Origin of the sequence: Paraglaciecola mesophila KMM 241 (assembly GCF_000315015.1) — a bacterium.
Lineage (GTDB): Bacteria > Pseudomonadota > Gammaproteobacteria > Enterobacterales > Alteromonadaceae > Paraglaciecola > Paraglaciecola mesophila.
Genome location: NZ_BAEP01000075.1, coordinates 308337 through 321052, shown reverse-complemented (window position 1 = coordinate 321052; position 12716 = coordinate 308337). Strand labels below are relative to the sequence as shown.

Annotated in this window: 9 protein-coding genes; 8 read left to right on the top strand and 1 reads right to left on the bottom strand. The window is 45.5% G+C overall.

Annotated features, from left to right (window positions below; all coding sequences use genetic code 11):
* Window positions 1-25: 25 nt before the first annotated feature.
* The 5 genes from aceE (at window position 26) to GMES_RS19165 (ending at window position 9084) form a co-directional block, all read left to right on the top strand.
* Complete coding sequence (aceE, locus tag GMES_RS19185) at window positions 26-2698, top strand: pyruvate dehydrogenase (acetyl-transferring), homodimeric type (RefSeq protein ID WP_006994462.1); 2673 nt, start codon at window positions 26-28, stop codon at window positions 2696-2698.
* A gap of 20 nt (window positions 2699-2718) precedes the next feature.
* Entirely contained in the window at window positions 2719-4710 is a 1992-nt protein-coding gene (gene aceF, locus GMES_RS19180) for a dihydrolipoyllysine-residue acetyltransferase (protein WP_006994461.1), read from the top strand.
* Window positions 4711-4822: 112 nt separating this feature from the next.
* Entirely contained in the window at window positions 4823-6247 is a 1425-nt protein-coding gene (gene lpdA, locus GMES_RS19175; protein WP_006994460.1) for a dihydrolipoyl dehydrogenase, read from the top strand.
* Window positions 6248-6587: 340 nt separating this feature from the next.
* Entirely contained in the window at window positions 6588-8669 is a 2082-nt protein-coding gene (locus GMES_RS19170; RefSeq protein ID WP_006994459.1) for a M13 family metallopeptidase, read from the top strand.
* A 166-nt stretch (window positions 8670-8835) separates the two neighbouring features.
* Window positions 8836-9084, top strand: coding sequence for a DUF1289 domain-containing protein (locus GMES_RS19165; protein WP_006994458.1), 249 nt, complete (start codon window positions 8836-8838; stop codon window positions 9082-9084).
* Here the strand turns inward: GMES_RS19165 and GMES_RS19160 are convergent.
* Window positions 9081-10022, bottom strand: a complete 942-nt coding sequence (locus GMES_RS19160) for an alpha/beta fold hydrolase (protein WP_006994457.1) — start codon at window positions 10020-10022, stop codon at window positions 9081-9083. The genes GMES_RS19165 and GMES_RS19160 overlap by 4 nt on opposite strands.
* 124 nt (window positions 10023-10146) lie before the next feature.
* Here GMES_RS19160 and GMES_RS19155 point away from each other — a divergent pair, with 124 nt between their 5' ends.
* The 3 genes from GMES_RS19155 (at window position 10147) to GMES_RS19145 (ending at window position 12675) form a co-directional block, all read left to right on the top strand.
* On the top strand, window positions 10147-10977 hold the full coding sequence (locus GMES_RS19155; RefSeq protein WP_006994455.1) for an HDOD domain-containing protein: 831 nt from the start codon (window positions 10147-10149) through the stop codon (window positions 10975-10977).
* Window positions 10978-11170: 193 nt separating this feature from the next.
* Entirely contained in the window at window positions 11171-11887 is a 717-nt protein-coding gene (locus GMES_RS19150; protein ID WP_006994454.1) for a DUF481 domain-containing protein, read from the top strand.
* A 50-nt stretch (window positions 11888-11937) separates the two neighbouring features.
* Window positions 11938-12675 (top strand): DUF481 domain-containing protein, encoded by a 738-nt coding sequence (locus tag GMES_RS19145; RefSeq protein WP_006994453.1) that lies wholly within the window; start codon window positions 11938-11940, stop codon window positions 12673-12675.
* The last annotated feature ends 41 nt before the right edge of the window (window positions 12676-12716 follow it).

Below are 12716 nucleotides of genomic sequence, written 5' to 3'. Positions count from 1 at the left end.
ACAACTTTAAATATAGGAGAGCACCATGGCTGATATGATGCATCCGGATGTGGATCCACAAGAAACGCAAGAATGGTTAGATGCTTTAGACGCAGTATTAGAAGAAGAAGGCATTGACCGTGCGCATTATTTGCTAGAAAGCTTAGTAGAAAAAGCCCGTCGCAATGGTGCGTATTTGCCTTATGATGCGACCACAGCATATATCAATACGATCCCTGCAGGCCAAGAGCCAACTATGCCGGGTGACCAAACCATTGAAGCCAACATCCGCAGAGCCATTCGCTGGAATGCGATGATGATGGTGCTTCGCGGCTCTAAAAAAGACTTAGAGCTTGGCGGCCATATTTCAAGCTTCGCCTCTTCAGCTATGTTGTACGATGTCGGTTTTAACCATTTTTTCCGTGCACCTAACGAGAAAGATGGCGGTGATTACTTGTTCGTACAAGGTCACGTATCTCCTGGTATTTACTCACGTGCTTTCATTGAGGGGCGTTTGAGCGAAGACCAACTTGACGGCTTCCGTCAGGAAGTAGACGGTAAAGGTGTTTCATCTTACCCGCACCCCAAATTAATGCCTGATTTCTGGCAGTTCCCTACTGTATCTATGGGCTTAGGTCCGATGCAGGCGATTTACTTAGCACGTTTCTTGAAATACCTAACCAGCCGAGGCCTGAAAGACTGTTCAGACCAACGCGTATGGTGCTTTATGGGTGACGGTGAAGTAGACGAGCCAGAAAGCTTGGGCGCTATCGGTCTTGCATCACGCGAAGGCCTAGATAACCTAACGTTTGTTATCAACTGTAACCTACAGCGCCTAGATGGCCCGGTTCGTGGTAATGGCAAGATTATCCAGGAACTAGAAGGTACGTTCCGCGGCGCAGGCTGGGAAGTATTGAAAGTGATTTGGGGTCGCTATTGGGATCCACTATTGGCTCGCGATTCATCAGGCAAGTTGCTTGACGTTATGAATGAAACAGTTGATGGCGAATACCAGAACTACAAAGCGAAAGGCGGTGCTTACACTCGTGAGAACTTCTTTGGCAAATACCCTGAGCTAAAAGAAATGGTGTCAAACATGTCAGACGATGACATTTGGCGCTTGAACCGTGGTGGTCACGATCCGGTTAAAGTATACGCAGCATACAAGCGCGCAACTGAAACCAAAGGTCGCCCACAGGTTATTCTCGCCAAAACCGTGAAAGGTTACGGCATGGGCTCAGCAGGCGAAGGGAAAAATATCGCTCACAACGTGAAGAAAATGGACGTAGATTCAGTACGTGAATACCGTGACCGTTTTAATATTCCTGTCGCTGATGAAGATATTGCCAACTTGCCATATTTCAAGTTCGCTGAAGACAGCGAGGAAATGAAATACATGCGTGCTCGTCGTGAGTCACTCCATGGTTATATGCCAGTGCGCCTCGCAAAGAGCACTGAAGACTTGCCTGCTCCTCCTCTTAAAGCGTTTGAAGCTATTACTAAAGGATCCGGTGATCGTGAAATCTCGACAACTATGGCCTTCGTTCGCGTATTAACCGTTATGTTGAAAGATAAAAAGGTCGGTTCTCGCGTCGTGCCAATCATTCCTGATGAAGCGCGTACGTTTGGTATGGAAGGCTTATTCCGTCAAGTCGGCATTTACTCAAACGGCGGTCAAAAATACGTTCCTCAAGATAAAGACCAAGTGGCTTATTATCGTGAAGACGAAAAAGGCCAGGTACTACAAGAAGGTATTAACGAGCTAGGCGCAATGGCCTCGTTTGTTGCAGCTGGCACGTCATATTCGACCAACGATCTGCCTATGATCCCTGTTTATATCTACTACTCAATGTTCGGTTTCCAACGTGTTGGTGACATGGCGTGGGCAGCGGGTGACAGTCAAACACGTGGTTTCTTAGTGGGTGGTACTGCGGGTAGAACAACCCTTAACGGCGAAGGTTTACAACACCAAGATGGTCACAGCCATATTCAAGCGGGCTTAATTCCTAACTGTGTTTCTTATGACCCAACCTATGGTTACGAAATAGCCGTTATCGTTCAAGACGGTATGCGTCGCATGTTTGAAGAGCAAGAGAACGTGTTCTATTACCTGACCGTAATGAATGAAAACTACGTTCAACCAGCTATGCCTGAGAACGTTAGTGAAGGTATCGTCAAAGGTATTTACAAACTTGAGCATCAAGGTAACGCCAGCAACAAGACCAAGGTAAAACTGCTTGGCTCTGGCACTATCTTAGAGCAAGTGCGTGAAGCCGCTAAGATATTGCATGACAAATACTCTGTTGCATCAGAAGTTTATAGCGTGACCTCGTTCAATGAGTTAGGTCGTGACGGTATAGATTGCGAACACTTTAACTTGTTAAATCCAGAAAAAGAGCAACGCGTTCCTTACATCACAACAGTCTTAAAGGACGGCTTTGATGGCCCGACCATTGCAGCAACAGATTACATGAAGAGTTACGTAGACCAAGTACGTGCGTTTGTTCCTGGTCAATACAAAGTACTAGGCACAGATGGTTTTGGCCGCTCAGACAGCCGCGCTAACTTGCGTCATCATTTTGAAGTAGATGCTAAGTTCGTGGTCATTGCTGCCCTTCGTGAATTGGTTACAGCGGGTAACATCGATAAGAAAGTATTGGTAGATGCAATTTCAGAATATGGCATTGATCAAAATAAAATTAACCCGCTTTACGCATAACCATTGAGGATTAAATCAAAATGTCAGATATAAAAGATGTATTGGTACCCGATGTTGGTGGCGACGAAGTAGAAGTCATTGAAGTACTTGTTGCTGTTGGCGACGACGTTGACGCAGAAGCATCCCTTATCACGGTAGAAAGCGATAAAGCGAGCATGGATATCCCTGCCCCTTTCGCTGGTAAAATCAGTGATATTTCGGTCAAGGTCGGTGACAAAATCAGCCAAGACCAACTAATCATGAAAATGTCTAGTGGTGATAGCGCACCCGCAGCTGAAGAACCTCAAGAACAAGCCCCTGAGCCTGCTAAGACTGAAACTGCCAGCCCTGCGAAAGAAGAAGCACCAGCGGCTTCTTCAGCAGCACAAGTGATTGAAGTGACCGTACCCGACATCGGTGGTGACACCGATGTTGAGGTCATTGAAATTCTTGTCGCCGCCGGCGATAGCATCGAAGAAGAAACAGGCCTTGTCACCCTTGAAACAGACAAAGCCACCATGGACGTTCCTTCACCTAAAGCCGGTGTTGTGAAAGAAGTGAAGCTAAGTACTGGTGATAAAGTATCTGAAGGCTCGTTGGTGATTTTGCTAGAAGTCGCAAGCAGTGCGCCAGCGCAAGCTGACTCCGCTCCTCAAGCACAAGCAGCACCTGCCCAAGAGCAGACTCAAGCCGAAAGTGCCCCTGCAGCGCAAGAAGAACAAGCATCTGGCGAGCCTGAAACAATTGAAGTGACCGTACCGGATATCGGTGGCGACACCGACGTTGATGTCATTGAAGTCTTAGTTGCTGTGGGCGATAAAATCGAAGAAGAAACCGGTTTGATCACCCTTGAAACAGACAAAGCGACCATGGACGTCCCGGCCCCTAAAGCCGGTGTTGTAAAGGAGCTTAAGATCAATGTGGGCGATAAGGTTTCTGAAGGCTCAGTCGTGCTCTTGCTTGAAGTTGCTGGTAGCGCTGTGAAGGCAGCGCCAAAGGCTGCACCTGAGCCACAAGCAGCACAAACATCGGCGCCTGCGCAACAGGCCCCTAAATCAGCACCTGTGCCTCACCACCCGTCTGCGGGTGAGCGCGGCAAAGCAGGGAAAGTACATGCGTCACCTTCGGTACGTCGTGTTGCTCGTGAATTTGGAGTTGATTTAACTCAAGTCAAAGGCACTGGCCCTAAAAACCGTGTGTTAAAAGAAGATGTTCAATCTTACGTTAAGTATGAATTGTCTCGTCCTAAGATGACCTCAGGGTCTTCGGTTAACGCTGGCGGTGGCGGTTTACAAGTACTTGCGCCACCTAAAGTGGATTTCAGCAAATTCGGCGAAGTAGAAGAAATTCCATTGACCCGTATCCAGAAGATTTCTGGCCCGAACTTACATCGTAATTGGGTCACTATCCCACACGTCACCCAGTTTGAAGAAGCTGATATCACAGACTTAGAAGCATTCCGCAAACAACAAAATGTGGTTGCTGAAAAGAAAAAGCTTGGCTTTAAAATAACGCCGTTGGTTTTCATGATGAAAGCCGTAGCGGATGCTCTTCAAGCGTACCCTGTGTTTAATTCTTCTTTGTCTGAGTCAGGTGAGAGCTTGATCCAGAAGAAGTATTTCCACGTGGGTATTGCGGTGGAAACACCAAACGGTTTGGTGGTACCTGTGGTACGTGATGTTGATAAGAAAGGCATTTACGAGCTATCGAGAGAATTGATGGAAATCAGCATCAAGGCGCGAGACGGCAAACTTAAGGCGGCTGACATGCAAGGCAGTTGTTTCACCATTTCTAGCCTAGGCGGAATTGGCGGAACCGCGTTTACTCCTATTGTAAATGCGCCAGATGTCGCCATATTAGGTGTGTCTAAAAGTGAAATGAAGCCGAAATGGAACGGTAAAGACTTCGAACCAAGGCTAATGTTGCCTTTATCTTTGTCTTACGATCACCGAGTCATTGATGGCGCAGTTGCCGCACGCTTCGCTGTACACTTGGGCAAAGTCCTAGGTGACTTGCGCGAAATGTTACTGTAACGAACAGCTAGGCGATAATGTACAAAAAGTTATCGCCTTTTCTTTGCTAACCAGACATCGGCTAGGTAGAATTTCCCGGAGTCTGGAAGAAAATCAATAGATTGAGGTCAAAATGAGTGAAATTAAAACTCAGTTGGTAGTGCTTGGTGCGGGCCCTGGTGGTTATTCCGCAGCTTTCCGTGCTGCTGACTTAGGAATCGAAACAGTAATTGTTGACGTAAACAGCAAGCTGGGTGGTGTGTGCTTAAACGTAGGTTGCATCCCATCTAAGGCGTTACTGCATGTAGCAAAAGTAATCGAAGAAGCCAAAGCATTATCTGCTCATGGTGTCGATTTTGGCGCGCCAAAATTTGATTTAGACAAAATTCGTGACTGGAAAGACAGTGTAGTTGACAAACTCACTGGCGGTCTTGCTGGTATGTCTAAAATGCGTAAAGTCAAACACGTGCAAGGTTACGGCAAATTCACAGGCAGTAACACCCTTGAAGTGAAAGGCGAAGATGGCACGACCACAATTTCTTTTGATAACGCTATTATTGCAGCCGGCTCTGAGCCTGTTAGTTTGCCTTTTATCCCTCAAGATGACCCTCGGGTGATCGACTCAACTGGCGCCCTAGAGATGAAAGACATCCCTGGTAAAATGCTAGTTTTAGGCGGTGGTATCATCGGTCTTGAAATGGGTACGGTTTACAGTGCGTTAGGTTCACAAATTGACGTGGTTGAGTTCTTGGATCAATTGGTGCCAGCAGCTGATAAAGACATCGTTAAGATTTATCAAAAGACCGTTAAAGACAAATTCAACATCATGCTTGAAACCAAAGTGACTGCGGTTGAAGCAAAAGATGACGGTTTGTATGTCACGTTTGAAGGTAAACAAGCACCGGCAGAACCGGTTAAATACGACAAAGTATTGGTGGCTGTTGGTCGTCGTCCTAACGGTAAGTTAGTTGACGCTGACAAAGCTGGCGTAACCGTTGATGAGCGCGGGTTTATCAATGTTGATAAGCAAATGCGTACCAACGTTAGCAGCATTTTTGCTATCGGTGACCTAGTAGGTCAACCTATGCTTGCTCACAAAGCCGTACATGAAGGCCATGTAGCTGCAGAAGTTATCTCTGGTATGAAGCATTACTTTGACCCGAAATGCATTCCTTCTGTTGCCTACACTGAGCCAGAAATGGCTTGGGTTGGTTTAACTGAAAAAGAAGCAAAAGAGCAAGGCATAAGCTTTGAAACAGCTAACTTCCCTTGGGCAGCTTCTGGTCGAGCAATCGCTTCTGCTGCGACCAACGGAATGACTAAGCTTATTTTCGATAAAGACACTCACCGTATTATCGGTGGCGCCATTGTGGGTACCAACGCAGGGGAAATGCTAGGCGAAATCGGCCTTGCGATCGAGATGGGTGCAGATGCTGAAGATATCGCATTGACTATCCATGCTCACCCTACCTTGAATGAGTCTATTGGTCTGGCCGCTGAAATGTACGAAGGTAGCATTACAGATTTGCCTAACCCGAAAGCGAAAAAGAAAAAGTAAGTAACACTCAACCGCTTGCACGTTAAATTTTAAAAAGGGCCTCAGGGCCCTTTTTTATTTCTCCCAACATGCGGTCTGACCTCCAACGGCGAAGACTCGCCGAATAACCTTTATAGCGTGAAATGCGCTGAAATTACCTAAAATTCAGCTAAATATAGGATGTTACAAATTTTCACACTTATTATACGATTCTTGGAGTTAAGGATTTTGCACTTCTCGTTCGTTGACATTAGACTGCTCGCTGCCTAAACGACAGAATAAAAGTGAGTGCACTGCCCGTTCTCGTGACGTATCACGAACTTTAGGCATAATGGTGTAACATCACTTCACAAGGAAAAATATGAAAAAGCTATCTTTAGTGGCAATGAGCGTATGCATTGCATTGGGTTTGAGCGCCTGTAGTCCTAGCCCTGAAAAAGAGCCAGAAACAAAGCAAGACACCACAAAAGTCGCCGAGCAAAAGGCCCCTGAATTATCAGGTATAGACTTAACAGCAATTGATAAAACCGTTCGCCCTCAAGATGATTTATTTCGCCATGTGAATGGTGCATGGCTTGAAACCACAGAAATCCCTGGCGACAAGTCAAACTACGGTGTATTTAACGTGTTATACGATGATACCCAAGATCATCTTAAAACCATTATCCAAGAAGCTGCTGACAGCAACGCCGAGAAAGGCACAAATACGCAAAAATTAGGCGACATGTATAATAGTTACATGAACGTTGAATTAGCCAACTCGTTAGGCCTCTCACCACTTGAAGCTGAGCTTGACAGTATTAACGATATCAGTGATATGAAGCAAATATCGGCTAAATTTGGCGAGCTTTACACCAAAGGTATTGGCGGGATCTTCAATTTCTATGTGTCACCTGATGCCAAAAAGCCTGAAGTTGTTGGTATGTACTTAGTGCAAGGCGGCTTGACCTTGCCTGATCGTGACTATTACAGTAAAGACGAAGAAAAATTCGTTAACTTTCGTAATGCAACACAAACATACATGGCAGCTCTACTAGAAAAAGCTGGCGTAAGTAACCCTGTTCAAGCCGCTTCAGAGTTAATGGATTTAGAAAAAGACATTGCCTCCAAGCATATCTCGCGCGTAGAAAGCCGCGACGCAGAAAAAAATTACAACAAACGCAGCACGCAAGAAGTAATCAGCCTAATGGGCAGTAGCTTTGACTGGCAGGCTTATGCTGATGCAAGTGGTATCGGCAGTGTAGATGAAGTCATCGTGCGTAATATGCCTTATTTTGAAGCCGTAGGCGAAATATACACTAACCATGACGTACAAGTTTGGAAGAACTACCTCACTTACAATTTGATCGATGCCTATGCCACGCGTTTAGATGAAGAGTTGGTAAACCTGCATTTTGATTTTCACTCGAAAACTCTCAATGGTATACCAGAGCAGCAACCTCGTTGGAAACGCGCTGTCGCCGCAACCAGTGGTGTGTTAGGTGAAGTATTAGGCCAGCAATATGTTGAGCGTCACTTTACTCCTGAAGCGAAAGCAAAAATGGATGAGTTAGTTAAAAACTTGACCAAAGCATACGGAGAAAGCATTGATCAGCTCGAGTGGATGACGCCCGAGACTAAGAAAGCAGCACGTGAAAAACTCGCGAAATTTACGCCTAAAATCGGATATCCAGATAAATGGTTGAATTACGATGACTTAACCATTGCCGCAGACGACTTGGTGGGCAACTATCTGCGTTATTTCGAATTCGATCACGCCGTAGATGTAGCCAAAATTGGCAAACCTGTCGATAAAGCTGATTGGGGCATGACACCGCAAACAATTAACGCTTACTACAGCCCAGTGCGTAACGAGATCGTCTTTCCAGCGGGTATTTTGCAATCACCATTTTTTGATATGACCGCTGATGATGCCGTCAACTATGGCGCTATTGGTGCAGTCATAGGTCACGAAATCGGCCATGGCTTTGATGATCAAGGCTCAAAGTACGATGGCGAAGGCAATCTACGTAGTTGGTGGAGCGACGAAGATCGCGCCGCTTTCGATGTGCTTGGCAAAAAACTTGTTGCCCAATTTGATGCTTTTGAGCCAATCCCTGGTCAAAACGTTAACGGCGAGTTGACCCTAGGCGAAAACATTGGTGATTTAGCCGGTGTAACCATAGGTTATAAGGCATACCACATGTCATTAGGTGAAAAAGAGGGCAAGGTAATTGATGGCTTAACGGGCGATCAACGTTTCTTTATGGGTTACGCGCAAGTGTGGCGCAGCAAGATGCGTGAAGATGCTCTTCGCGCACGTTTGCTTAGTGACCCCCATTCACCTGGTGAGTACCGAGTAAACGGTATCGTTGGCAATGTGGATGCATTTTATAAAGCGTTTGACGTGAAAGAAGACGACAATATGTATCTGAAACCAGAAGATCGTGTGAAAATCTGGTAGAGCAAACACCACAGATTTAAACAATTTGCTTTAAAAAAGCCAACTAGGGTTTCGCACCCTAGTTGGCTTTCTAGTATCTTGCCAACCGGTATGTGTGACCTAAACAGTACCAATTGTCCCTCGCTCGACGTAAACTTTATGTTATCCCTCATATAGGAACACCCTGTTGCAGCAACTTGAAATATTCCACATTGAAAGTCCTTGTATTGGCGTTTGCCAAGCAGGCCCGCGTGGATATTGCTTAGGCTGTTATCGCTCCAGAGAAGAACGTTTGCATTGGGTGAACTTAGACGACCAGGTGAAAAGTAAAATTGTGAAGGCTTGTGCCTTGCGTAAAAAGCGTGCTTTTGCGCGTAAGCGTAACCAAGATGCGCAGCCCCCTGCTCCCCCTATCCAGGGCGACTTACTGGACTAAACCGCGGCCCGTAGTCGCTCGCAATCCTCGCTTAAATCTGCACGGTGCGCCATGTTTGCTATATCGCTGACGATAGACCGCCACAATTCAATGGGCAAGGTATGCCCCATTCCTGCATAAATTTTTAATATCGCGTTATCAATTGCGCTCGCGGTTGCGTGACCATTACTCACCGGAAGCAAGGGGTCATCCTCGCCGTGAATAACCAATGTTGGCACAGATAAACGATTCAGGCCGCTGGTGCGATCCTTAGCAGTCAAAATAGCGGCAAACTGGCGTAGTACCCCATCCGTGCTAACCCCTATTTCATAAGCTCGTCGCACTAGACTTTCAGTACGTAGTAAGTCGAAGGTATAAAAATGGCCATGCAGTGATCGCCAAAATTCAACACCACTTTCGATGCATTTTTCCCGCTTTTTAGACATCGGTTTCAGCAACTTAAGTAATACCATTTTGTCAGGCTTATACAGGTTTTTATTACCCGTACTAGACATAATAGAAGTCAAGCTCAGAACATTTTGCGGATGATGTATGGCTAATAGCTGAGCGATCATTCCTCCCATTGATGCGCCCACTATATGGGCTTTAGTGATCCCCAGTTGCGCCATCAAACTAACCACATCGTCTGCCATATCTTTTAATGAATATGGAGTAGAAACGGCTGCGTCAAACAATCCGCTTGCCGCCAACTGCAATAAATTTGGAGGCAACCTATCAGCTAGTACTGTGCTCTCACCCACATCTCGATTATCGAAACGGATCACCCAAAAGCCTTGTTCTGCGAGCATTTTACAAAATCCATCTTCCCAAAAAAACCGCTGAGCCCCTAGCCCCATAATCAACATGATGGGAGGATTTTCGCGCTCACCAAAAGCATCAAAAGCAAGGCGAACAGCGCCGGAGTGATTTCTCAATTCTACAGGTAGAGCATTGGACATAAAAAAAGACCTAAATGAAGACACTCCGTTTTGGCCTGTAAAAGCGCCTTTAGTTCAATATCAATATTGCAACAATGGGGGCTATACTGAGCAACTAATAATAAAAAAATCAAAGGGCTAGCTTATGTTTTCTGCTGATGAATACGCAACCCGTGCTACTGAGTCATTCGCCTTACCTAAAATTTGTGTACAAATTCGCACGCTGCTAGACAGCAACAATGCCAGCACGGACGATATCGCGAGACTTGTGTCTACCGACCCAGCCCTTAGCTCTAAGCTTCTGAAGTTGGCCAACAGTGCCTTATTCCGTTTTGAGTCTCAAGTGGATAACATGAATAAAGCCGTTAATGTAGTGGGCGGTGAAGCCCTGTACAATTTGGTGATGGCCGAGACGGCTGGGTCTGCGTTTGAACATTTCAGCAACGACGTAATTGATTTAAAGCGTTTCTGGTTACAAAGTATCTACGCTGCATTGGTGGCTAAACACTTAGCAAAAATGACGCAAACCCGCACCAGTGCTCGGTATTTTGTTATCGGCTTATTGCACAATATCGGAGAACTCATCGTTGCAGTGCAAACCCCTGAACTGGCAATTGCCTGTAACGATTACGACCAACATGTACCACCTTGGAAACGCCAAAAGTCGGTACTGGGGTTCTTTTATACGGATTGCACCTACGCTTTATTAAAACAATGGGGACTCCCTGCACATTTGTACCAAGTGTTGCCAGATGCCAACAATGAAACGGCAGCAAACTCGAGCCGCGAAGTAAGCCTAATGTTTACCATTTGCCGCGTAGCTGTGGCTATGGTTTCTCCTGATAAATTTAGTGCTTTGAGTTTGATTCACCCGATGATTTTACGCAAAGCGGGTTTAGAAGAACAAGACGTAACGGACGGTATAAAATTCGCACACATGGAAGCACAAACTATGATTGAACTTCTTAGCCCATGATGTTCTGGTGGTAGCCTAAAGTAGAAGGCTTCAGCCATGTTTATGGATGCATTTACTATCCCGTTTAGCTATACTGCACGGCATTGTCTTTTAGCCACCTAACATGTTTCGAAGAATAATGCTTAGATACCTCATCTTGCTGGCACTGTGTTTCCCCTGCCACGCTCAAATAAACATTATGCGCTCGCTCTACATGTCCGATAGCGGTGGTAACCTTCCAGCATCTGGAAGCAACATCACGGCCACCGGTGAATTAGGTTTACTGTATAACAAAGGCAACACCAACTCTTCCAGTATCAATGCTAAATTTAATATCAGTCACGAGCTCGAGAAATGGAGCTACCAAGCGATTGCCAATACTCGGTATAAAACCTCAAAAGAAGCAGACGATGGTGGGGATGAATATGACGTTACTACGGCTCAGAAGAACTTTATCTCCACCCAAATAGACTTTAAGCTCGCCTCGCCGGATGAACGGATCTTTATTTATGCCGAATATGAAAATGATCGGTTCGATATTTATGACTACCAAACTTTAGTCGCCAGCGGTTGGAGTGAACGCCTTTGGCGCGACGAATTTAGCGAGTTCAAATACAGTGTAGGACCGGGTTATGCTATTGCTGAAGCCAAAAACGACGAAGAAAATGATGACTTACAAGGCGTCATTCTTCGCACCGCTTTGGAATACACCTTAGAAATATCTAAGTCCGCGCAGTTTCGCCAGTTCATCAGTACTGAAACCGATCCTGAATACACCAGAACAAAATCAGAGACGTCACTTTCCACTAAAATCTTTGGCTCTTTGGCCATGAAGCTGTCTTTTATTATGGAACACAACAGCAACGCCGAAGTGGCCCAAGAGAGCCTAGACACGGAAACCGCTGTTACGCTCGTGTATCAATTTTTCTAATTCGCCATTGCCCTAACAAATTTTACTTTTCAACTTAAGGATATTTTTAAATGAAAAAAACGCTTATCGCCTCTGGATTACTCCTCGCGGGAAATGCCTTCGCCCAAGAAGAAGTTAAACCATTTACTATGGATGGCGAGCTAGGCTTTATCGCCACCTCGGGCAACACAGAGACCACGTCTTTAAATGCTAAGTTATCTGCTCATCAAGAATTAGAGCAATGGAGCAATGATTTCTTGTTCGAAGGGCTATATAAGAAAGATGATGTCACCCTCGATGATGATACCAGTGAAAGCCAAACTACAGCGCAGAAATTCTTTATCTCTGGTCAAGGTAACTACAAGTTAGCCAACCCTGATCACCGTTTATTCGCGTTCGGTTCATACGAAGATGACCGCTTCAGCAGCTTTAATTATCAGTCAACCGTTGCCGCGGGTTGGAGCCAAAAGTTGTGGGACAACGAAACCACCAAGTTTGAATACAGTATCGGTCCTGGTTACTCTTTTGCTGAAACCTCTGAAGGTGAAGACGCAGATAGTTTCATCGTTCGTGGCGCATTAGGCTTCAATTGGAAAATTTCTGATACGGCAACGTTCAAACAAACAATGAGTACGGAAGTGGGTGAAGATAACACCAAATCTAAGTCCATTAGCTCTATCTCAGCCAAAATAAACAGTTCATTGTCAATGAAACTAACCTTAACTTTCGATCACAACTCAAGTGTGTCTGAGGGAACAGAAAAACTAGATACGCAAACAGCAGCAACCATCGTTTACACTTTCTTCTAAACAACGGTCAAGCGTGAAAAAAACGGCAACCATGGGTTGCC